Raw genomic sequence first — 21,881 nt, 5'->3', positions numbered from 1 at the left:
CGCTTCTACGTCGCAAGCCCGACCATGAAAAAAGGTTGCCGCCAGTATCTGCTCGACTTGCAGCCGAGTCGGGGCCTGGGAGGCAGACGGGAAATCTGAGTTCGGACGGTGATGACTTTCGCTCTCCGAAGCGATGTCGGGGAAGCGTGTTACATTACTCAGCCTCGATCCCAACCCGCGCGTAAGCTTCTGGCGGAGCATCATTGGCGCGCATGAGATCCTGCATGAGACGGGTCATTGCCCCCTCGATCTCCGGGGAGACAAGGGGCGTATTCTGTCCCGGATCATTAGCAAGATCGTAGAGCCGGGTTTCACTCTCGAGAAGCGCGCCGGGACCGTAGTTGTCGTACATCGGCGACCGCTCTATCACCGGTACCTTGAGGACAGGGGCTCCCTTCGTGAACGGCAACGGCTGTTGAAGCGAGGCTCCGGCGAGTTCCTCCGGGGTGAACGGCTCCCAGATGTGCGTCGGCATCAGTGTGTATTGATAGAGCTCCTGCGAGCGAGGGTCTGGCGGGAAGCGGTGATAGGTGTATCGTCCGTCGGTCGCGTTGATCGCGCCACCGAAATAGCCGAAGAGGGCGCCGCGCCGCAGCGAGCGATCGGCGTCGAACAGTGGCAGCAGGGAATGCCCCTCCATCTCGGCAACGGCCGGAACGCCGAACAGATCGAGGAATGTTGGCGCGAGATCGATGGTCTGGGTCAGAGCCGAACGCCGAACGCCCGCGCTTCCCGGGCGGCGCGGATCGTAGGCGAAGAGCGGGATATGCACGATCTCCTCATACATGTTCATCCGGTTCTTGGCCCAGAAATCGTGCTCGCCGAGCAGAAAGCCGTGATCGGTCGTGACGACAAGTGCGGTGTCGCGCCAAAGGTCGTGCTGATCGAAATAATCGAGTAGCTGCCCGATGAGGAAATCGCAAAGCGCAACGAGGGCGTAATAGTTGGCGCGCAGTTCCTCGCACTCTTCCGGCAGTTCGTCGACGCGGCCGTAGCGTGGCCAGTCGCGAATCGGGCCGTTCCAGCCCGTCGTGAATGCCTCGCGAAACCGCTCCGGCGCAGTGAAGGGCTCATGGGGGTCGAACGTCTCGATCTGCAGGAGCCAGTTGTCCGCTGTCCTGTTTCGCTCGATAAACTCCAGGCCGGCGGCGAAGCATTGCATCGACGGGAAGTCGCTCTCCTCCTTGATGAACTCGCGGTTCACGATGTTGCGGCGAAACTTGTCGCGTGCCGACTGGCTGAATTGCCGCTCATGATACATCTGACGCAGGCGTTCCCAGGGTGGCTGCACCATCGCCTTCCACGGATCGCCCTCCTGCCCGCGGATGAAATCGTAGCTGTCATACCGGGTGTGATAGGTGGCGCCACCGTCCTCGAAATAGTGGAAGTGGTCGGTGACCAGATGGCTGTAACAGCCGGCCTCACGCAACAGCTCGGGAAAGGAATTGTCGAACGGCTCGAGTGGCCCCCAGCTCCGGTGAAGGAAGCTGAGCCGTCCAGTCTGCAGGTCGCGGCGCGCCGGCATGCAGGGCAGGCTGCCGACGTAGTGGCGCTCGAACGTCGCGGCACGCCCGGCCAGTCGGGAAAAATTGGGCGTCGGGACCCGCTGCCCCCGGTATGGGGCGAGCACGTGACGGTTGAGCGAGTCAAAGAGTACGAACACGGCGTTCATCGTGTCTCGGCTGTCCCTCATTCAGAGCTGCCGAAAGCAGCATGTCGTGCGAACGTCCCAGCCTGCCATTCTCGCCGAAAAGAGCTCGGCCGCAACCGGATTGTAATGGCCCCCGGGGACCACCTCACCACCTGCAGGCGATCAGCGCGAGCTATCGGCTATGGTCGGCTCGCCTCTGACCGCGCCGTGCGTCTTATCAGACGGGCAAAGGTCGCCGTAACACTCTCAACTGCTGCATGTTTTTATCCTTCAATCGGATTCGATTTAAGGAAAACATTCAGTAGAGGTCTCAGCCGGTGCGGCCGGCGCGCTTGACGAGCATGGCGATGAACGGCACGTCGTCGCCCGAGATCGTGTCGATGAGGCCGTCGGCGATCCATTGCACGAGGTCCGGCAGGGGATCGCGTCCGCCCCGCCAATACTCGGCGAGCATACCAGGGCGAGGCACGTGTACGCGGTTGCTGAGGCCTGCTTCATGCAATGCCTTCGCATCGTCGGGGTGGAGCATGTCGAGCTCAATCGAAACCGAACTCGCCCTGCACGCCTTCAAAACCCCCACGAGGTCGGCATGGCGAGCGTGGGTGATGGCTTCGGTCCTGAGGTCCGGATGCCGCTCGACCGCACGCTTCAGCATCACATGGTCGAAGCCGATGACAATGACCCGGTCGAGACTACCTGTCGATCGCAGTAGGGCTGCCACCTGATCAACAGCTATGTCCGGGCGCTCTGCCTCCTTGATCTCGAGCACAATACCCATGTCATGCACCTTCGCCCAATCGAGCGCCTCCGCCACGGTCGGTATCTTCGTTCCGGCGAAGGCGGGATGAAACAAGGCCCCCGCATCCAGGCTGCGGATCTGCTCGAGGTTGAGGTCGGCCACAAAGCCGTGTCCGTTTGTCGTCCTGTCGACAGTCAGGTCGTGCAGGATGATCGGCTCACCGTCGGCGGTCAGCACCACGTCGATCTCGACCGTGGTCGCCCCTGCAGCCTTTGCCGCTTCGAATGCCGGCAACGTATTCTCCGGGTAATGGAGGCTGTAGCCGCGGTGGCCACAGACATGGACACGTCCCGCTTCGCGGGCAAGGAAGCTGAAGGCCATATTCGAGATCCTACATCGTTATGACACGACTTCCAGACCGTGCGCCCTGACTGTTTCGCGAACAACAAGCTCAACCGGCACGTAGGCCGAAATCGGCGGCGAATCGGGATCGGCGAGGCGCCGGTCGAGTATCGATACGACGTCATGGGCAATTCGCCGTGGATCCTGCCGCAGAGTGGTCAGACGGTAGGAAGCCCATGCGGCGACGGGCACATCGTCAAAGCCGATGACTGAAACGTCGGCGGGCACGCGCAAGCCCGCACCGCGAAAGTGGTCGAGCGTTCCGAATGCCATGAGATCGTTCACACAGAAGACCGCGTCGGGTGCAGGCCCGCTCTCCAGCAGCTGTCGCGCCGCCTCCCGCCCGCCATCATAGTCGGCAAGGCCCGCCCGAACGATCGTCGCTTCGAATCCGGAAGCCGCAGCACACTCGGCGAAGGCGTGCTCGCGGGCAAAGAGGGAGGGGCTCGGGTTTATCCTGTTGATCACGGCGAAACGAGAGGCTCCTGTCAGGCGCAGGGCCTCGAAGGCCTGCTGTGCTCCGTCCCTGTCATCACAATGGACGCTGTCGAGGCCGGTCTCGGCCCGATTGATCAGGATCAGCGGCTGTCCATTTCGCCGCGTGAGCTCGACAAGACTGGTCGGCGGCGAACCCGAGAGGAAGACGGTAGCCTCCGCCCGATAGCGGAGCAGCTGACGTGTTGCATTCGCAATGTCGTCCGCAGTGGGACCGATGCTGATGATCGCCGGTACGTTGGAGCGCTCGATCAATGCGTGCGACAGAGCCGCGATCATCTGGGCCCGGAATGGAGTTTCGGCGTCCGAGGTCACGAGCCCGACCAGCCGGCTGCGATTGGCCAGAAGCCCGCGTGCGAGATCGTTGACCTGATATCCGAGCGCCGCGGCTGCCTCGCGCACCCGCGCCAGCGTTGCTGGCGCGATGCTTGCGCCAGGGGTGAAGGCCCGCGAAACCGCCGACCGGGACACGCCGGCAAGCTCGGCGACCGCGTGGGCGCTCACAAAGCGGCCCGGGTTGCTGTCTCTGGTATCCGACACCGTTCGACTCCGCTGGACATTCCCCAAAGCGCATTCATAATCGTGTTGCACAGCATTGCAACAGTCAATGACGGCACGATGCAAGCGTGTCGCGGCTGGGAGGAAATCAGATGATTCACTGGAGGATCGGAACGGCTGCGCTTCTGAGTGCAGCATTGGCGGCCGGCAGTGCGGCCTTCCTTGCAGCAACACCCCTGTTGGCGCAAGAAACTGTGAAGCTTGAGCTCTGGTCGCGCCAGGATCCGTCGGGGCCACTGCGCCCAGGCAATGTGGTCAAGGCTGCCGAGCGGTTGAACAAGGAACTCGAGGCCGAGGGCTCGCCCAAGCGCGTCGAGGTTGCCGTGCGCGAGAGCCCCGCTAAGGGTTTCGACGACGATGCACTGCAGCTTCTCAAGGTATTTGGCATCGGCGAGGGCCCCGATATCTTCATCGCAGCGCACGAATGGATCTGTGCCTTCCAGGAGGATGGCTTCGTTCTCAAGCTCGATGATTACATCGCGAAATACCCTCAGCACTTCGGCACGATCTTTCCGTCGCTCTGGTCATCGGCGAAATGTCCCGACGGCATTTATGCTATTCCGCAGGACGCCGAGGCGAGAATGTTCTTCTACAACAAGAAGCTCCTGCGCGAGGCCGGCTACGACGCTGCCTTCGTCGACGCCATGCCGGAGCGGGCGCTGTCGGGCGACCTGACGATGGACGAGGTGCTGGAGATCGCCAAGAAGGTCGTCGACAACACGAAGGCTCAGTACGGCGTGCTTCACCGGCCGAACAAGGGGCCGGACTACATCATGGTCTTCAACGCCTATGGCAACGACTTCGTCGATCCGGCAACCGGCAAGCTGCTCCTCGAGCGCGACAAGCTTGCTGCCGCCTTCGGCTGGTTCGAGCGCGGGGTGAAGGAAAAGGTCATCCCGGCCAACAATACGGCGATGGAGTTCGACGCGCTGCGCAAGGAATTCTACACCGGCAACGCCGCATTCTGGATGTACGGCATCTGGGACCTCGGCAGCGTCGCGTTCCCGACCTACGGGTTGCCGCAGGACGAGAAGGCATTCTTCGCGGATTGGGGCTGGATCACCGGGCCGGCACCCCAGAAGGGCGGCGCGCCGGTCAGTCTGACGCACCCGATCGTCTATGCGATCGCGGCCGACACAAAGGAGCCGGAACTCGCCGTCCGCCTGCTTGGCCACGCTTCAGCGGTCGATCTCAACACCGATCATGCGGTCACAACGACGCATCTCGGCATCAAACCCGAGCAACTCGAGGACCCGCGCTATGCCAAGGCCTGGCCGCTCGCCAGGGCAACGGAACTGCTCAAGATCACCAAGTTCCTGCCCAACAACTCGCAGTTTGGCGAGCTTAACGGCATCATCTTTGCCGGAATTCAAGGCATAGAGTCCGGGCGGCTGTCGGCTGAGCAAGCGGCCGATTTCGTCATCGAAGAGGCATCGGCGACCCTCGAAGACGTGACCGTCAAATAGGTCCGGGCGGTCTCGTCGGCACGGCGCACGGGTCGACGGTTGCGAGACGGCCTCCGTGCGGGACAAACGATGACGACGATAAGAGATGAACTCACGATCGAGCGACGCGGCCGTGCGGGATCGGCGGTCCGCAGGCGCACGAACTTCGTGCTCTTTCTCGGTCCCGCGATCGTCCTCACAGTCCTTTTCTTCCTCGTCCCGGTGATCATCGACATCACTGTGTCGTTCACCGACCTCAGCCGCTCGCTCCGAATCAGCGAGTTCACCATGGAGCAGTACGAGAAGGTTTTTAGAACCGATCGCCGCTTGTCGCAGGTCATCGGACTAACGTTCGTCTATGTCTTCGGCACGCTGGCGATCTTCAACGTGACCTTTGGCCTGATCCTCGCCATTACCACCACCGCGATCAGGAATGTTTCCGGCAGTTTCTTCCGAGGTGTGTGGCTGCTGCCGCGGATGAGCCCGTCGGTCCTCTACATCCTACTCTGGCTGTGGGCGGTGAGCCCCACCGAAGCCGGCCTCGTAAACCAGGTGCTCATGCAGGCGTTCGGCCTCGACGCGCCGCTCGACCTCCTGACCTCGGCGCCGATTGCGCTCATCATCATCTCGAACGGCTTCATCGGCGCTTCGATGGGCATGATCATCTTCACCGCCGCGATCCGCGGGATTCCCGAGCACCTGTTCCACGCCGCAGCGGTGGACGGAGCCGGAACCTTGGCGAAGGTCCGCTTCATCACCCTACCGGCACTGCGTTGGCCGATCAGCTTCGTGACAATCTACCAGACACTCTCGCTGCTGGTCAGCTTCGAATACATCCTGCTGCTCACCAAGGGCGGTCCATTTTACGACACCACCGTCTATGCGCTCTACGTGTACCGTCGTGCCTTCGAGAGCGGCCAATACGGCTATGGAGCCGCGCTGGCACTTTTCCTCATCGTGATTGGCGTCGTCGTCGCGCTCATCGGCTGGCGCTTCTTCGATATGGAGCGCCTGCTGCAGCGCCCGCGCATCGAGGTGCATTGAGATGGCCGCGCGGGCAATGGTCGACTGGGACGCATTGGCCGCGCGGGCGCGGACCGCCCGACGCACCAAGGCGGTCGTCCTCTATGCCTTCCTGATCGCCGTGTCCCTGCCGATCATCCTCCCCTATTTCTGGCTCGTCACCATCGCCTTCTCGGCCAAAACCGGCGTCGCCGACACGGCGGTTCTGTGGCGCTCGATGGCCGTGGTCATTCCCGCCGTCGTCGCCTTCTGGCTCACGACCGCGCTCGCGCAAAGCCGGCGCCAGTTGTGGGTCGGCCTTGCCGCAGTCGCGGCAATCGCTATCGTCGCCTTCGCCCTGCTGGTCGGCCCCGACCTCCACCTCGGGAATTTCATCTTCCTGTGGGAACCGGACTTCGCTTCGGTCGTGCGGTCGCGGATCGGGGAAGTCAAAGGAGCGGTCCAGTTTCCCAACGTCTGGCATGCCTTCGGCAACTCGATCCTGATCGCCGGCGCGCAGACGACAATCGTCGTTACTGTCGCCTCGTTGGCAGCCTACTACTTGTCGCGCTTTCAGTTCCCCGGCCGCTCCTCGATGCTGCGCTCGCTCCTGGTGCTCCACGCATTCCCCGTGCTAACGCTGATCGTACCGATGTTCCTGATGCTTTACTGGATCGGGCTCCTCGACACGCTTTCCGGCGTCATAATTGTGCTTGTCGCATTCGAGCTGCCATTTGCGATTTTCATCATGAAGGGCTTCTTCGACGCCGTGCCGTGGGACATCGAGATGAGCGCGCTGACCGACGGCGCGTCACGGCGGCAGGCATTTGTGAGCGTGGTGCTGCCGCAGGTGAGGAACGGTATCCTTGCTATCGCAGTCTTCACCTTCATCCGCGGGTGGGAAGAGTACATCTTCGTGTTCACGTTCCTGATCAGGAACAGCAATTGGACGATGAGCCTTTACATGTACTGGGTGCGCGATGATGTCATGGGCGTCGACTATGGCGTCGTCTCTGCGGTCGGCGTCTTCTACCTTGTCCCGAGTCTAATCCTTTATATGGCCGCGCAGCGCTATCTCATGCAGATGTCGATCGGCGGCGTGAAGGGCTGACGACGATGGCGAAGATTGAGTTCCGCAACGTGGTGAAGCGCTTCGGCGCGGTCGAGGTGATCCCCGATATGAACCTCGTCATAGAGGACGGCGAATTCGTCGCGCTTCTCGGCCCCTCCGGCTGCGGCAAGTCAACGAGCCTGTTCATGCTCGCGGGCATCTATCGTCCAAGCGGCGGCGAGCTCCTCTTCGACGGGCATGTGGTTAACGAGGTAGAGGCACGCGACCGCAATGTCGGTATCGTCTTTCAATCCTACGCACTCTACCCGCACATGAGCGTACGCGACAACATCCTGTTTCCGCTGCGCTTCAAGAAAACGCCGCGCGACGAAGCGCTTGCCCGGGTGAAGGCCGCCGCGGACCTTGTCCGGGTCGAGGAACTGTTGGACCGTCGCCCCAGCGAGCTTTCCGGCGGTCAGCAGCAGCGCGTCGCCCTTGCGCGCGCCCTGGTGAAGGAGCCTAAGCTTCTGCTCCTCGACGAGCCGCTCTCCAATCTCGACGCTTCGCTCCGCCTTTCGATGCGGACCGAGATCAAATCGCTGCATGCGCAGCTCGGCGTCACGACCGTCCTCGTTACGCATGATCAGATCGAGGCGACGACGATGGCCGATCGCATCATCTGCATGCGCGCCGGCCGGATCGAGCAAGTCGGGACGCCGGACGACCTCTATCTCAAGCCATCGAGCCTGTTCGTCGCCAGCTTCATCGGCTCCCCGCCCATCAACCTCATTGCCGGCGAAGCCGATGGCGGAACGGTCACCGTGAATGACGTCAGATTTCCGGTCGAGGGCGCATCAGGGTCGGTGACTGTCGGGCTGCGGCCGGAACACCTCAGATTTGGCAACACCGGTTTTGCCGGCCGTATCGCCCAGATCGAGCCGATGGGCCGCGAGATCCTTTATGTCGTCGAGACCGGCATGGGCGCCGTTCGCGTGCTCGAACAGGGTTCCGCGGCCGGGCACTCGACAGGCGAAGAGGTACGGATCGGTTTTCAGCCCGAGAATTCGCTCGTCTTCGAGACGAAGGGACAAAAACTCATCGCCGGCGCGCATGTCCGTGCACCCATTTGACAGAATCGAGCGGCAGCCGCTCGAAGGAGAAGGACGCACGGTGACAGCCTTTGATATAAACAATCGGACACCGACCACGCCGGTGGCGGTCGAGGGCCCTCACGGCCCTATCCGGCTCAAGTGGCACAAGCTGCGCAGGCAGCCCACCCAAGCGCCCTTCATACGGTCCAATCTCGCCCTCGGCTGGCAGCTCGGCGCGAGCCTCGAGATCGACATGCTCGCCACCGCCGATGACCGCTTCGCCGTCCTTCACGATCCGACACTCGGCCCTTCGACGACCGGCCGCGGACATGTTTCGCGCACGCCGATCGCATCGATGAGCGGGCTTTTCCACCGGGATGCCGACGGCGACCCCGACCCCGATGCGCCGGTGCTATCGCTCGCCGAACTGGTGGCTCCGCTGCGACGGCTGCCGAGAGCGCCGTCGGCAAACCTTCAGCTCGACCTCAAGCTGCTCGAACGGCACGCGGTTCCGGATTCGGCGGTCGCGGATGCGGCAGCCGCCGTCGCCGGGCTGGCGGATGCCATCGTCGTCGGGTCGCATCATCTCGATGAGGCACGTCGCCTCGTCGCCGCCATTCCCGGCGCCCGGCTCGGCTACGACCCGATGCTGGCGGTGTCCCGCCAACCGGCTCTCCGCGACCCGGAGCGGCTCCTGCGCCACATGGAACGGCACAGGACCGGCGTGAGCCTCGCCTATCTCCGGTTCGACGCCATTGTTGCCGCGGAAACCCAAGGCTTCCCGCTCGTTCAGCGCCTGTTGGACCTCGGGATCGAGACAGATGCCTGGACGGTCAACCCCGGTCCGGCCATCAGCGACGCCACGCTGCGTACGCTCGTGGAAGCGAAAGTGCGTCAGATCACGACGGATGCTCCGAGCGAAATCTTCCGCCTAATTCGATCGTGTTGACGCGGATGCCGCGCGCCTGGGTGCCTCTTACGCGGGGTCGCGATCGACTGCCGAGACAAGAAGTGCTGCAGTTGTGGTCGCAAACGTCACTCGGTCCGATCGGTGCGGATCACGACCAATCGGTCGGCGCCGGACTCGGGTAGCCAGACCTCTCCCTTCCGGCCGTTTATCTGGCGGACATCGGCGCCTTCCTGAGACTTGGGAAAGGTGGTGAATTTCTCTGTACGTGGATCGAAGGCGTGGATCGCATTCCCGCCAAAATCCGAGAGCCAGACAACATCGCGCTCGTCCACATAGACCGCGTAGACGCGCGGATTGTCTCCCGGCACCCGCCAGGCGTTCCAGCTCCTGTCGCGCGGATCACACATTGACACCTGCCCCGAGTTCCATTCGGAGATCCAGAGCCGCCCCTGGCTGTCTGACCAGACGCGGCGCGCGCCCTGGTTCTTGGTCGGGGGCTCGATCACTTCGGCTTCGCCGCCATCGCGGTCGATCCTTGCCAAATAACTGCCGGCCAGCGACACGAAATAGACTTCTCCGTCCGGGGTCGCAGCAATGCCGTACGGACCGCGTCCCTCCGGAGCCTCGAAGAGTTTCATGTCGCCCGTCGCGGGATCGAGCCTCCCGTATATTCCGTTCTGTCCCGTGAACCAGAACGCCGATGCCCCGCGACCGATCGTCTTCCAGGTCGCGCACGAGCTATTCTCAGTACATTATGATGAAGATGGCACGCTCTCTGGTCTGCGGGCGTGTCATCGCCGGCCGCGCCGTCTCCGCTGGATTATCTGACGTCTCTCTGCTGCCGGCCAGCGCGGCGGAGCTTTCTCTTCCTCGCGCCCTCCTCGGATCGCCTCCACCTTTGCCGACCCGTCGCACGGCTGGCGTCCGAGTGACCACCGAAGATTTGGCTGTCATGCCGCCAAAAACATAATTTTCCGCCGCCTCGGCATCAACACTCGATGCATGCTGCTCGCGTTCCTCCACTAGCGTTGGGTTCAAGCCCATGCCGAGGACGCGCGATGACACTCAGCTTTGATCCGGACAGTCTCTCCTTGCCCATCGGGCACTTCATCGGCGGTCGACTGGTGCCGGCCGAAGGTGTCATCGACATGCAACGCCCCTCCGATGGCAAGCCTTACGCAGGCTGCCCGCTTGCAGATGAGGTGCTCGTCGACCGCGCCGTCGCAACTGCCAAGAAGGCGCTCAAGGCGAGCAACTGGGGCGGCGTACGGCCGCGCGAGCGCACAGTCGTGCTGCAGCGCTGGGCAGACCTGATCGAAAGCGAGGCGGAAACCCTCGCCAGGCTCGAGGCGCTTTCCTCAACCCGGCCCGTTGGTCATCTCGTCGCCGGCGACATTGCTGTCAGCGCCGAGCAGATCCGCTTCTTCGCGGAATTCGCCGACAAAGAAGGAAGCAATCTCGTGCCGACCGACGACGCCAGCCTCGGCATGATCATGACCGAGCCCTATGGCGTCGTCGGTGCCATCACGCCCTGGAACTTTCCCGTTTCCATGGCCGCCTGGAAGCTCGGTCCCGCGCTCGCGGCCGGCAATGCGGTGGTGCTGAAACCCTCGGAAATGACGCCGTTTTCGACCATCTATCTCGCCGAACTCGCGAACCGCGCCGGCCTGCCAGCCGGCCTCATAAATATCGTGCTCGGCGACGGAGCAGTCACCGGCAATGCCATCACCGGTCACCCGGATATCGCCAAGGTGAGCTTCACCGGCTCGACCGGCGCAGGCTCTGTCATCATGGCCAACATTGCGCGCACCGGCATCAAGCCGATGACGCTGGAGCTCGGCGGCAAGAGCCCACAACTGGTCTTCGCCGATGCGGATCTCGAAAAGGCGGCGGCGGCGATCGCCCAGAGCATGCTTTCGAATGCTGGCCAGGCCTGCGTCGCCGGCTCCCGCCTGATCGTGGAGGAAAGCATCGCCGCCCCACTCGCCGAGGCGATCGTCACGCGCATGAACGCTGCGAGGCCAGGGCCGACCTGGGACGAGGCGAGCGAATACTCGCCGATCATCTCGAAGCGCCAGTTAAACCGCATCCACGGCATCGTCGAGGCGGCCGTCGCAGCGGGCGGCGAATGCCTGTTCGGAGGCGCCCCAATGGATGCGCCAGGCTATTTCTATCAACCGACGCTGATCGCCGTGGGCGACAGCTCCTCGCCAGCGATTACCGAGGAAATCTTCGGGCCGGTCCTCACCCTGCAGACTTTCGCCGACGAGGATGAGGCGCTCGCTCTCGCCGATCACCCGACCTACGGTCTTGCCGCCGGCCTCTTCACCCGCAACCTGTCGCGCGCCCTGCGGCTGACGCAGCGGCTTGAGGCCGGCACCGTCTGGGTCAACCGCTACAGCCGCTCGCGCGACCACATCCTGCCGACCGGCGGCTACAAGCGCTCCGGCATCGGTAAGGATCTCGGCCGCGAGGCGTACCATGCCAACCGCAAGAGCAAGAGCGTGCTCATCAGCCTCTAGGGAGCTTCAATGAAATCCTATTCGATCGCACTCATCCCCGGCGACGGAATCGGCCAGGACGTGACCGATGCGGCCTGGCAGGTTCTGTCCACCGTCGCCACGCACTCCGGGTTCACGCTCACCAGTACGCCCTTTCCGTGGTCCTGCGCCTTCTACAAGGAGACCGGCGCGATGATGCCGGAGGACGGCCTCGAGACGCTTCGCCGCTTTGACGCGATTCTGCTCGGAGCCGTGGGCTGGCCCGCCGAAGTGCCGGATTCCGTTTCGCTGCACGGGCTGCTGCTGCCGATCCGCAAGGCCTTCGTGCAATATGCCAATATTCGCCCGCACCGGCTTCTGCCGGGTGTGCAGGGGCCGCTGAAGGCCGAAGCCTTCGACATACTCTGCATTCGCGAGAATACCGAGGGCGAATATTCCGGAGCCGGCGGCCGCGTGCATCAGGGAACGGCCGACGAGGTCGCGGTTGAGACCTCGATCTTCACCCGTGCGGGCGTCGAGCGGATCCTGCGCTTCGGCTTCGAGCAGGCGCGTCAACGTCGCGGCAAGCTCGCTTCGGTGACCAAATCCAACGCCCAGAAATTCTCCATGGTGTTCTGGGATGAGATTACGCGAGAGCTCGCTGCCGAATACGCGGATGTCGAGGTGACGAGCTATCACATCGACGCCATGGCCGCGCGCATGGTGATGGCGCCCGAGACACTCGATGTCGTAGTCGCCTCGAACCTCTTCGGCGACATCCTGACCGATCTTGGCGCTGCCATTCAGGGCGGCTTGGGTTTTGCCGCCTCCGCAAACATCAATCCCGACAGGAGTGCCCCTTCGATGTTCGAGCCGGTGCACGGCTCCGCTCCGGACATCGCCCATCTTGGCATCGCAAACCCCATCGCTGCCATTTGGTCCGGCGCCATGATGATCGACCATCTCGGACAACAAGATGCCTCGCGAAGGGTCATGGCCGCGCTCGAAAGAACGACGGCCCGCGGCATCGGCACGGTGCCGGGGAGAGACAGAACCGAAACCATCGCGGCGGCGGTACTTGCCGCGCTCGACTGAGGAGGAACAGCAGATGAAGTTGAAGGATAAGGAACTTTTCCGGCAATCGGGCCTGATCGGCGGTGAGTGGATCGGCGCGGCATCAGGCGACGTCGTCGAGGTCATAGATCCGGCCAGCCAGGCCGTCCTCGGTACCGTGCCGGACATGGGAACGGCCGAGACCCGGGCGGCGATCGACGTTGCCAGTGCCGCTTTCGGGCCCTGGAAGAAGAAGACGCATGCCGAGCGCGCCGCGCTACTGGAGCGCTGGTACGCGCTGATGATCGAAAAACTCGAGGACCTGGCGCTGCTGCTGACCTTGGAGCAGGGTAAGCCGCTCGACGAGGCACGCAGCGAGATCCGCTACGGGGCTGCCTTCGTCAAATGGTTCGCCGAGGAAGCGCGCCGCATCGGCGGACACACCATCCCCTCGCCGACGCCGGACCGCCGCATCGTCGTGCTCAAAGAAGCGGTCGGCGTCTGCGCCATCGTCACGCCTTGGAATTTCCCGAACGCGATGATCACCCGCAAGGTGGCACCCGCATTGGCCGCAGGCTGTACGGTTGTCATCAAGCCTTCGGAATTCACACCCTTTTCTGCGGTCGCCCTCGGCGTGCTCGCCGAGCGTGCCGGTATTCCGGCCGGCGTCATCAACATCGTCACCGGTATGCCAACGGCGATTGGTAACGAGTTCATGGCGAACGAGACGGTGCGCAAGATCTCGTTTACCGGCTCGACGCGCGTTGGCTCGCTGCTGATGCGTGGTGCCGCAGACAGCGTCAAGCGGCTCTCCCTCGAACTCGGCGGCAATGCCCCCTTTATCGTCTTCGATGACGCCGATCTCGATCTCGCTGTTGAAGGCGCGATCGCCTCGAAGTTCCGCAATGGCGGCCAGACCTGCGTCTGCGCCAACCGTATCCTGGTGCAGGCCGGAGTCTACGACGCCTTCGCAGAGAAGCTTGGCGTCCGCGTCAACGCCATGAAGGTCGGTCCAGGCACCGAGCCCGGCATGGCGATCGGCCCGATGATCAACGAAGCGGCGATCGAAAAGATAAACCGCCATGTCGAGGACGCGCTTGCCAAGGGGGCTAAGGTTGCGGCGAAAGGCAGGTCACCGGAGGGTCGGCAATACGCCGCCCCGATCGTGCTGACGGGTGCCACTACCGACATGCTGCTCGCCAGCGAAGAGACCTTCGGCCCTGTTGCTCCGCTCTTCCGTTTCGAGGCGGAAGAGGAGGCGATCGCAATCGCCAACGACACGCCCTTCGGCCTAGCTGCCTATTTCTACACGGAAAGCCTGAAGCGCGCCTGGCGCGTCGGGGAAGCGCTGGAGTTCGGCATGATCGGACTCAACACCGGCGCCATCTCCACCGAAGTCGCCCCCTTCGGCGGCGTCAAGCAATCCGGCCTCGGCCGCGAGGGCGCCCAGGTCGGTATTGAGGAATATCTCGAGATGAAGAGCTTTCATATCGGCGGGCTGGGATAGCCGTCGGTTCTCGGCGCATCGCCTCACCCGTCTGCCGACATCTACAAGTGTCAGCATGATGATCCTGCCGGGCGGTCGAACACTGCCCGGCATTCGTTTGTCGGCCGGGCGTCTCTAGACTGGTTGTAGCGCCTGTGCGGGTAGGTAAAGCAAGGGTGATGGTTTAAACTCACTGAGGAGTCTTCGTGATCTGGCATAGGCATCTTCAGGGGTAATCCAGAAGGCGTGAACATGTGCCGGGAAAGCGCATGCGGATATGCCCCTCGCGGTAGCTACTGGATCCTGTCCAGCATCTTGTAATAGATGCCGACGAGCGGCAGGAACCAGGGCTTGCCGAAATGCCCTGGCACAGCCGGCCATTCGAGACCTCTTAGCGGATTGCGGTCCGGCCGGTCGAGGATCGCGTCCGCAATGATCATCCCGAGATGCGTCGAAAGCTGCGCGCCGTGGCCGGAATAGCCCATGGCGTACCAGACGCCATCGTGATAGCCGGCGCGGGGGAAGCGGTCCTTGGTCATGTCGACGAGACCGCCCCAGCAATAGTCGATCTCGGTATTGGCGAGCTGCGGAAAGATCTCGGCAAGACTCGCCGTGAGGATCGCGCCACTTTTCGCGTCCGAGCGCTGGTCGGATGTCGCCGAGAAGCGGGCGCGGCCACCGAAGATCAGCCGCTTGTCGGGTGAAAGCCTGAAATAATTGCCGATGTTCATCGACGTGACGCAGGTGCGGTTACCCGGCATTGTCGCTGCGATCTCCGCCTTTGTCAGCGGTCGGGTGGCGATGATGAAGCTGCCGACCGCGATGATGCGGCGGCGGAAATAACCGAAGGTCGAAGGCGTATAGGCGCCGGTGGCGACAAGAACCGCATCCGCGGTGACGCTGCCGCGCGTGGTCTTGAGATGGTGCCGGCCGCCCGTCTGCCGATGCTCCGTGACGGCGCCACCCTCGAAGATCGTCGCGCCGTGGCGCGTTGCCGCATCGGCGAGACCGACGACATAGCGGCCCATATGCATCATCGCGCTCTTCTTCGAGAGCATGGCGCCGAAGAAAGGCGCGCCGACTTCCTGCTTCAGGTCGTCGGCGCTGAGAAGCGCGGTATCGGGGTCGACCTCCGCGTGCACGGCTTCGAAGTTGCGGGCGATGGCGTCGAAATGCTGTGGTTTCGAGGCGAGCTTCAGTTTGCCGGCGCGCCGGAAACTGCAGTCGATTCCCTCCTCGGCGATCAACGACTCGATCGTGTCGATCGAGTCGTCGAGCGCCCTGTAAAGGGCGATAGCCCGTTCCTTGCCGAGTTCCGCCTTGGCCGCCTGATAGCTATGCGCAAGTCCGTTGTTGAGGTGCCCGCCATTGCGGCCGGAGGCACCCCAGCCAACCCTCTCCGCCTCCAGCACGACGACCTTGGCGCCAGCCTTGGCGAGCTGCCGAGCAGCAGCGAGGCCGGTGAAGCCGCCGCCAATCACTGCGACGTCGTAATGGCCCTCGACCGGACCCTGGGCAGCCCCGGCAAAGGCCGGGGCGGTGTCGTGCCAGTAGGACAGGAATTTCATGGCGAACGCGCCTTCTCTTAGAGCCCGACGACGCCCGGCAGGCCGGAGATACCGGTGATCTCCACGTAGCCGTAATAGGGATTGGCCGGCTCGTGGCCGCGATTGACCCAGACCTTGTTTTTGATGCCGAGGTCATGCGCCGACATCAGGTCATAGCGGAAGGAGGACGAGCAGTGAAGAATGTCCTCCGGACCGCAGCCGAGCATGTCGAGCATGTATTCGAACGCCTTGAAACGCGGCTTGTAAGCCTGGGCCTGTTCGGCAGTGTAGACGGCGTGGAAGGGAGCGCCCAGCTTTTCGACGTTCGACATGATCTGCGAGTTCATCGCATTCGAGAGAATGACCAGAGGAATCTCTTTTGCGACCTTGGCGAGACCGGCAGGCACGTCGGGATGCGGACCCCAACTCGGGACGCGCTCATAGACCATGCGCGCCGCTTCCTCGCGGAATTTTATGCCATTGCGCTTGCAGGTCCGTTCGAGCGAATTGTGCACCACCTCCGCATAGGGCTTCCAGTCGCCGAGGATCTCGTCGAGGCGATAGGCGGCGAAATTCTTGATGAACTCCGCCATGCGCGGCTCGTCGAGTTGTTCGCCGTAGAGGTCGCGCGCCGCTTCCGCCATCTGGAAGTTGGTCAGCGTGCCATAGCAGTCGAAGGTGATGTATTTCGGCCGGAAGGTCGACATGTGAACTATCCTTGAAAGAGCGGGACCAGGGTTTACGTGTAAGATCATAGGCGCCAGCTCATTCCTCGGCTCACCTGATTTCGCAACGATCGAAGCAGAATCTATCGTATCCAAAGTCGGCTTTGGCAGAAGGTTGCGAGCGTTGCCCGCCGCCCTGCTTCTTGCCGCGCACATTTCGCATCCGCTCCTGCCTGCCAGCATAAGATGCGGCAGCCCGCGAGAGCAAAGCTATAAGATATCGCGCGGGCCGCAGCCTTCAGACGATCTGCCGGCCACCACTCCTGCAGAGTTCAGGGCAGGAAATGAAGGACATCCACATGCAGACAAATCAGATCGAGATCACTGCCTTCGGTACCGAGCATCTGGAAGCCGCCGTCAGGCTCTCCCGGCAGGCCGGCTGGCCGCATCGCCTGGAGGATTGGCAGATGGCGCTCGCCTTGAGCGAAGGCGTGGTGGCCATCGAGGATGCCCGGGTCGTCGGCACTGTGCTCGTCACGCCCTATAAGGCGAACTGCGCGACGATCAATATGGTCATCGTCGACGAGACGATGCGCGGCCGCGGTCTCGGCCGGACGCTCATGGACGCCGCGCTGCGGATCGCCGGCGATCGACCGCTGCGGCTCGTGGCGACCACCGAGGGGTTGGCGCTCTATGAGAAACTTGGCTTTCAGGAGACCGGGCGCGTGCTGCAGCACCAGGGTGTGGTCGGCGCCGTCGCCGCGCCGCGGGGGATCGAGAGCGCAACCGCTGCCGACATCGACGCTATCGCGGCGCTCGACCGCCGCGCATTCGGCGCCGACCGCAAAGGATTGGTCGCTTATCTCGCCAGAGCCGGTGAATTCGCCATCCGCCGCCGTGAAGGCCGTGTCTCGGGTTTCGCGGCGATACGCCCGTTTGGCCGCGGCGAGGTCATCGGGCCGGTCGTTGCCGCCGACCTTGATGATGCCAAGGCGCTTGTCGCGCATTTCATTGCCGCACGGCCTGGCCGGTTCCTCAGAGTGGACACCACGGCCGCCACCGGCCTCGCGCCCTGGCTTGCCGAACTGGGAATGGCCCATGTCGGCGGCGGCATCGCCATGATGAAGCCGCCGATCCGCCGATCCGCCGATCCCATCGCTAACACCTTTGCCCTCGCCAACCAGGCGCTCGGCTGATCCGGAGATTTTTGATGTACAGCAACTCTCTCATCGAACTCGATCGCGCCCACCTCATCCATCCGGTCGCCTCCTATCGCAGCCACGAAAAGCTCGGCGTGCGCGTGCTCGCCTCTGCCAAGGGCGCGACGGTTACCGACGCTTCGGGCAAGCAGCTGATCGACGGTTTCGCCGGCCTCTGGTGCGTCAATGCCGGCTACGGACATGAGAGCATCGTCGAGGCGGCGGCAAAGCAGATGCGTGAACTGCCCTACGCGACGGCCTATTTCGGCCTCGGTTCGGAGCCGGCAATCCGCCTCGCTTCGGAACTCGCCGAACGCGCGCCAGGCGATCTCAACCATGTCTATTTTACGCTAGGCGGCTCCGATGCCGTCGACAGTACGATCCGCTTCATCCGCTACTATTGGATTGCCCGTGGCGAGCCGCAGCGCGATCAATTCATCTCGGTCGAACAGGGCTATCACGGCTCCTCGACGGTCGGCGCCGGGCTGACCGCGCTGCCGGCCTTCCATGCCGGCTTCGGCATTCCTTTCGACTGGCAGCACAAGATCCCGTCGCATTATGCCTACCGCAATCCGGTGGGTGAGGCTCCGCAGGCGATCATCGACGCCTCGCTCGCCGCGCTGAGGCGCAAGGTCGAGGAAATCGGCCCCGAACGGGTCGCCGCCTTCTACGCCGAGCCGATCCAGGGCTCGGGCGGCGTGCTGGTGCCGCCCAAGGGCTGGATGAAGGCGATGCGCGAACTCTGCCGCGAGCTCGGCATCCTGTTCGTTGCAGACGAGGTGATCACCGGCTTCGGCCGCACTGGCCCGCTCTTCGCCTGCGAGGAGGACGAGATCGTGCCGGATTTCATCGCCACGGCGAAGGGGCTTACCTCCGGCTATGTTCCGATGGGCGCGGTCTTCATGGCCGACCATGTCTATCAGACGATCGCCGACGGTGCCGGCGCTGCCGCCGTCGGCCACGGCTATACCTATTCGGCTCATCCGGTCAGTGCGGCGGTCGGCCTGGAAGTGCTGAAGCTTTACGAAGGCGGTCTGCTGGAAAACGGGCGGAAGGCCGGTGCCCGTCTGATGCAGGGCCTTGAAAGCCTGAGAGACCACCCGCTCGTCGGCGATGTGCGCGGCCGCGGCATGCTGGCCGCCGTCGAGCTCGTCGTCGACAAAGTGAGGAAGACCCCTTTGCCGGCAGCCGCGGAGCCGGCGCGCCGCATCTTCGACCGTGCCTGGGAAAACGGCCTTGTCATCCGTGCCTTCGCCAATGGCGTGCTGGGCTACGCGCCGCCGCTCTGCTGCACCGAAGCGGAGATCGACGCAATCGTCGAGCGCACCCGCCAAACGTTGGACGAGACCTTGGAAGACCTGGATGTTCGCCAGGCTTTGAGGGCCTGATGGACGACTGACGCGATATATCGCGGAACCGCCATATTCGAAATTTTGTGCCGCGCCACGGTGCCCTTTCAGAGACTCCAGCGCGGCACAACTGCCAAACTCAAATCAAGGAAGCGGCCGGATCCCAGCATATGCGGCCTTTCCAGCAAGAGCGGGGGAAAACATCCCGCCGACGGGAACAGAATATTCTTCTTGATGAAGTCGGCGTTCCGGCCTGGGACGCGAAAAAACTGGGGAATCGATGTGTACAAGAGCCTTCCCGAATTCAAATACATGACGTTCGACGTCGTCGGCACGCTGATCGACTTCGAGGGCGGCCTCAAGGATTGCCTTGCCGGCATCGCCGCCGAGGCTGGTGTCACGATCGACGGCGAGGAGGCGCTCAGCCTCTACCGCACGGCGCGCTACTCCAAGGACGCCGACCTCTTCCCGGACGATCTGGTGCGCGTCTATCTTGAAATCGCGCCGAAGCTCGGCCTTCCGACTGAGCGGAAATATGGCGAGCGTCTGAGGGACTCCGCCGGGAACTGGAGGGCCTTCGGAGACAGCGCCGAAGCGCTGGCGCGCCTTGCGAAGGATTACCGGCTTGTCGCTATGACCAATGCGCGCCGCTGGGCCTTCGATTTCTTCGCCAAGGAACTGGGCGATCCCTTCTACGCCGCCTTCACCGCCGACGATACCGGCACCGAAAAGCCTGATCCCGCCTTCTTTCAGAAGGTTTTCGACTTCATCGGCTCGGAAGGCAATTCGAAGGACGATGTCCTGCATGTCGCGCAGAGCCAGTACCACGACATCGGCATTTCACGGAAGCTTGGGCTGACCAACTGCTGGATCGAGCGACGCCACGCGCAGGAAGGTTACGGCGGCACCATAGAGCCGGCCGAGTTCACCGAGCCCGACTACCACTTCACCTCCATGGCCGGCCTCGCCGATGCCGTGGCCGTCGCACGTAGCTAACCAGTTCACTGGGTCTAAGCCCACGGAAGACGGGCAGCCCGCCAACAGACGAAAAGGGGAATGACATGAACGACAAGATCACCAATTGGACCAAATCCGACGACGCCATGGTCGAAAACGCCATCCGTCGCGGCGCCACCCGCCGCGAACTGCTGCAGATGATGCTGGCCGGCGGTGTCGCCCTCTCCGCAGGCACCCTCGTGCTCGGCCGAGCCGGTAATGCGGTTGCGGCGACACCGGTTTCCGGCGGCGTGCTCAAGGCAGCCGGCTGGTCATCCTCCACCGCCGACACGCTCGACCCGGCCAAGGCGTCGCTGTCTACCGACTATGTGCGCTGCTGCTCCTTCTATAACCGCCTCACCTTCCTCGATAAAAGCGGTACGCCGCAGATGGAGCTGGCCGAAACGATCGATACCAAAGATGCGAAGACCTGGACAGTCAAGCTTAGGAAGGGCGTCACCTTCCACGACGGCAAGCCGTTGACCGCCGACGACGTGGTCTTCTCGTTGAAACGCCATCTCGATCCATCCGTCGGATCGAAGGTCGCAAAGATCGCCGCACAGATGACCGGCTTCAGGGCGGTTGACAAGCAGACCGTCGAAATCACGCTTGCCAATCCGAACGCCGACCTGCCGACCATCCTGTCGATGCACCACTTCATGATCGTCGCCGACGGCACCACCGACTTCTCCAAGGGGAACGGCACGGGCGCTTTCGTAAGAGAGGTCTTCGAGCCAGGCGTGCGCTCCGTTGGTATCAAGAACAAGAATTACTGGAAGTCCGGACCGCACGTCGATTCCTTCGAGTATTTCGCGATCAGCGACGACAGCTCGCGCGTGAATGCGCTCCTGTCCGGTGATATCCATTTGGCCGCCACAATCAATCCGCGTTCGATGCGCCTGGTCGAGAGCCAGGGCGATGGCTTCGTGCTCTCGAAGACCACCTCCGGCAACTACACCAATCTCAACATGCGGTTGGACATGGAACCCGGCAGCAAGCGCGACTTCGTCGAGGGCATGAAGTACCTCGTCAACCGCGAGCAGATCGTCAAATCGGCGCTGCGCGGCTTGGGCGAGGTCGGTAACGACCAGCCGGTATCCCCGGCCAACTTCTATCACAATCCCGACCTGAAGCCGCGCGCCTTTGATCCCGAGAAGGCGAAGTTCCACTTCGAGAAGGCCGGCGTGCTGGGACAGTCGATCCCAGTGATCGCATCTGAGGCGGCCAACTCGGCGATCGACATGGCAATGATCATCCAGGCCTCTGCGGCCGAGATCGGCCTGAAGCTCGACGTCCAGCGCGTACCCTCGGACGGTTATTGGGACAATTACTGGCTGAAGGCGCCGGTCCACTTCGGCAATATCAACCCGCGTCCGACACCGGATATCCTGTTCTCGCTGCTCTACGCCTCGGAGGCTCCGTGGAACGAGAGCCAATACAAATCGGAGAAATTCGATAAGATGCTGATCGAGGCGCGCGGCTCGCTCGACCAGGAGAAGCGCAAGGCGATCTACAACGAGATGCAGGTAATGGTCGCCAACGAGGCCGGCACCATCATTCCGGCCTATATCTCCAACGTCGACGCGATCACCGCCAAGCTCAAGGGCTTGGAAGCCAATCCGCTTGGTGGGCAGATGGGTTATGCTTTTGCGGAATATGTCTGGCTCGAGGCCTGATTGAGCAACTGGGCTTGGGGGCTGCAGCCGCATCGCTGCGGCCCCTCGGCATTATGGTTCGAAACCTGTCCTGAAAGCCGAGAGGG

The 21,881-nt window shown here is 62.9% G+C and carries 18 protein-coding genes; 12 read left to right on the top strand and 6 right to left on the bottom strand.

Going from position 1 to position 21,881, the window contains the following annotated elements; genetic code table 11:
* Positions 1-154: 154 nt before the first annotated feature.
* The 3 genes from GHK62_RS08160 to GHK62_RS08150 all read right to left on the bottom strand — a co-directional run bounded on the left by GHK62_RS08160 (position 155) and on the right by GHK62_RS08150 (position 3,827).
* Positions 155-1,672: a sulfatase family protein gene (locus GHK62_RS08160; protein WP_153438034.1), complete on the bottom strand. Its 1,518-nt coding sequence runs from the start codon at positions 1,670-1,672 to the stop codon at positions 155-157.
* Positions 1,673-1,961: 289 nt separating this feature from the next.
* The gene (locus GHK62_RS08155; RefSeq protein WP_153437950.1) at positions 1,962-2,771 is read right to left on the bottom strand and encodes a glycerophosphodiester phosphodiesterase; all 810 of its coding nucleotides are present in this window, start codon (positions 2,769-2,771) and stop codon (positions 1,962-1,964) included.
* Between the two features lie 18 nt (positions 2,772-2,789).
* Entirely contained in the window at positions 2,790-3,827 is a 1,038-nt protein-coding gene (locus GHK62_RS08150; protein WP_184108696.1) for a LacI family DNA-binding transcriptional regulator, read from the bottom strand.
* Positions 3,828-3,937: 110 nt separating this feature from the next.
* Here GHK62_RS08150 and GHK62_RS08145 point away from each other — a divergent pair, with 110 nt between their 5' ends.
* The 5 genes from GHK62_RS08145 (at position 3,938) to GHK62_RS08125 (ending at position 9,383) form a co-directional block, all read left to right on the top strand.
* Positions 3,938-5,311, top strand: a complete 1,374-nt coding sequence (locus GHK62_RS08145) for an ABC transporter substrate-binding protein (protein ID WP_153437946.1) — start codon at positions 3,938-3,940, stop codon at positions 5,309-5,311.
* A gap of 69 nt (positions 5,312-5,380) precedes the next feature.
* A complete protein-coding gene (locus tag GHK62_RS08140; protein ID WP_153437944.1) occupies positions 5,381-6,334 on the top strand; it encodes a carbohydrate ABC transporter permease in 954 nt (317 codons plus the stop codon).
* A 1-nt stretch (position 6,335) separates the two neighbouring features.
* Positions 6,336-7,403 carry a carbohydrate ABC transporter permease gene (locus tag GHK62_RS08135; RefSeq protein ID WP_153437942.1) on the top strand — a complete coding sequence of 356 codons (1,068 nt, stop codon included), beginning with the start codon at positions 6,336-6,338 and terminating at the stop codon, positions 7,401-7,403.
* Positions 7,404-7,408: 5 nt separating this feature from the next.
* Positions 7,409-8,473, top strand: coding sequence for an ABC transporter ATP-binding protein (locus GHK62_RS08130; protein ID WP_153437940.1), 1,065 nt, complete (start codon positions 7,409-7,411; stop codon positions 8,471-8,473).
* 40 nt (positions 8,474-8,513) lie between these two features.
* Positions 8,514-9,383 (top strand): glycerophosphodiester phosphodiesterase, encoded by an 870-nt coding sequence (locus GHK62_RS08125; RefSeq protein ID WP_327791046.1) that lies wholly within the window; start codon positions 8,514-8,516, stop codon positions 9,381-9,383.
* Positions 9,384-9,469: 86 nt separating this feature from the next.
* Here GHK62_RS08125 and GHK62_RS08120 read toward each other — a convergent pair whose 3' ends face one another.
* A complete protein-coding gene (locus GHK62_RS08120) occupies positions 9,470-10,060 on the bottom strand; it encodes a Vgb family protein (protein WP_420377794.1) in 591 nt (196 codons plus the stop codon).
* Between the two features lie 342 nt (positions 10,061-10,402).
* On the opposite strand from GHK62_RS08120, the gene GHK62_RS08115 reads away from it, so the two are divergent.
* From GHK62_RS08115 to GHK62_RS08105, 3 genes are read left to right on the top strand one after another with little or no spacing between them, the layout of a single operon-like run.
* Positions 10,403-11,866, top strand: a complete 1,464-nt coding sequence (locus tag GHK62_RS08115; RefSeq protein WP_153437935.1) for an aldehyde dehydrogenase family protein — start codon at positions 10,403-10,405, stop codon at positions 11,864-11,866.
* A 9-nt stretch (positions 11,867-11,875) separates the two neighbouring features.
* The gene (locus GHK62_RS08110) at positions 11,876-12,919 is read left to right on the top strand and encodes a tartrate dehydrogenase (protein ID WP_153437933.1); all 1,044 of its coding nucleotides are present in this window, start codon (positions 11,876-11,878) and stop codon (positions 12,917-12,919) included.
* Positions 12,920-12,932: 13 nt separating this feature from the next.
* Entirely contained in the window at positions 12,933-14,384 is a 1,452-nt protein-coding gene (locus tag GHK62_RS08105) for an NAD-dependent succinate-semialdehyde dehydrogenase (RefSeq protein ID WP_153437931.1), read from the top strand.
* Between the two features lie 272 nt (positions 14,385-14,656).
* On the opposite strand, the gene GHK62_RS08100 is transcribed toward GHK62_RS08105, so the two are convergent.
* Together GHK62_RS08100 and GHK62_RS08095 are read right to left on the bottom strand one after the other, a co-directional pair.
* The gene (locus tag GHK62_RS08100) at positions 14,657-15,931 is read right to left on the bottom strand and encodes an NAD(P)/FAD-dependent oxidoreductase (RefSeq protein WP_153437929.1); all 1,275 of its coding nucleotides are present in this window, start codon (positions 15,929-15,931) and stop codon (positions 14,657-14,659) included.
* Positions 15,932-15,948: 17 nt separating this feature from the next.
* A complete protein-coding gene (locus tag GHK62_RS08095) occupies positions 15,949-16,617 on the bottom strand; it encodes a haloacid dehalogenase type II (protein WP_153437927.1) in 669 nt (222 codons plus the stop codon).
* A gap of 317 nt (positions 16,618-16,934) precedes the next feature.
* Here GHK62_RS08095 and GHK62_RS08090 point away from each other — a divergent pair, with 317 nt between their 5' ends.
* From GHK62_RS08090 to GHK62_RS08075, 4 genes are all read left to right on the top strand, one after another.
* Positions 16,935-17,771 (top strand): GNAT family N-acetyltransferase, encoded by an 837-nt coding sequence (locus GHK62_RS08090; protein ID WP_153437925.1) that lies wholly within the window; start codon positions 16,935-16,937, stop codon positions 17,769-17,771.
* Between the two features lie 14 nt (positions 17,772-17,785).
* Complete coding sequence (locus tag GHK62_RS08085) at positions 17,786-19,162, top strand: aspartate aminotransferase family protein (protein ID WP_153437923.1); 1,377 nt, start codon at positions 17,786-17,788, stop codon at positions 19,160-19,162.
* 243 nt (positions 19,163-19,405) lie between these two features.
* Complete coding sequence (locus GHK62_RS08080) at positions 19,406-20,119, top strand: HAD-IA family hydrolase (protein ID WP_184108698.1); 714 nt, start codon at positions 19,406-19,408, stop codon at positions 20,117-20,119.
* Between the two features lie 65 nt (positions 20,120-20,184).
* Positions 20,185-21,795: an ABC transporter substrate-binding protein gene (locus GHK62_RS08075; protein ID WP_153437920.1), complete on the top strand. Its 1,611-nt coding sequence runs from the start codon at positions 20,185-20,187 to the stop codon at positions 21,793-21,795.
* Positions 21,796-21,881 lie beyond the last annotated feature (86 nt).

This window comes from Sinorhizobium terangae, assembly GCF_009601505.1.
GTDB classification, from domain to species: Bacteria; Pseudomonadota; Alphaproteobacteria; order Rhizobiales; family Rhizobiaceae; genus Sinorhizobium; species Sinorhizobium terangae.
The sequence above is the reverse complement of the archived record's forward strand: the minus strand, read 5'-3'. Positions and strand labels throughout refer to the sequence as shown.

Bases quoted from the DNA above. Each gene is read 5' to 3' on its own strand.
- GHK62_RS08075 (WP_153437920.1), top strand. From the start codon at position 20,185: ATGAACGACAAGATCACCAATTGGACCAAATCCGACGACGCCATGGTC.
- GHK62_RS08105 (WP_153437931.1), top strand. From the start codon at position 12,933: ATGAAGTTGAAGGATAAGGAACTTTTCCGGCAATCGGGCCTGATCGGC.
- GHK62_RS08085 (WP_153437923.1), top strand. From the start codon at position 17,786: ATGTACAGCAACTCTCTCATCGAACTCGATCGCGCCCACCTCATCCAT.
- GHK62_RS08130 (WP_153437940.1), top strand. From the start codon at position 7,409: ATGGCGAAGATTGAGTTCCGCAACGTGGTGAAGCGCTTCGGCGCGGTC.
- GHK62_RS08155 (WP_153437950.1), bottom strand. From the start codon at position 2,771: ATGGCCTTCAGCTTCCTTGCCCGCGAAGCGGGACGTGTCCATGTCTGT.
- GHK62_RS08135 (WP_153437942.1), top strand. From the start codon at position 6,336: ATGGCCGCGCGGGCAATGGTCGACTGGGACGCATTGGCCGCGCGGGCG.
- GHK62_RS08140 (WP_153437944.1), top strand. From the start codon at position 5,381: ATGACGACGATAAGAGATGAACTCACGATCGAGCGACGCGGCCGTGCG.
- GHK62_RS08095 (WP_153437927.1), bottom strand. From the start codon at position 16,617: ATGTCGACCTTCCGGCCGAAATACATCACCTTCGACTGCTATGGCACG.
- GHK62_RS08145 (WP_153437946.1), top strand. From the start codon at position 3,938: ATGATTCACTGGAGGATCGGAACGGCTGCGCTTCTGAGTGCAGCATTG.
- GHK62_RS08090 (WP_153437925.1), top strand. From the start codon at position 16,935: ATGCAGACAAATCAGATCGAGATCACTGCCTTCGGTACCGAGCATCTG.
- GHK62_RS08110 (WP_153437933.1), top strand. From the start codon at position 11,876: ATGAAATCCTATTCGATCGCACTCATCCCCGGCGACGGAATCGGCCAG.
- GHK62_RS08115 (WP_153437935.1), top strand. From the start codon at position 10,403: ATGACACTCAGCTTTGATCCGGACAGTCTCTCCTTGCCCATCGGGCAC.
- GHK62_RS08160 (WP_153438034.1), bottom strand. From the start codon at position 1,672: ATGAACGCCGTGTTCGTACTCTTTGACTCGCTCAACCGTCACGTGCTC.
- GHK62_RS08100 (WP_153437929.1), bottom strand. From the start codon at position 15,931: ATGAAATTCCTGTCCTACTGGCACGACACCGCCCCGGCCTTTGCCGGG.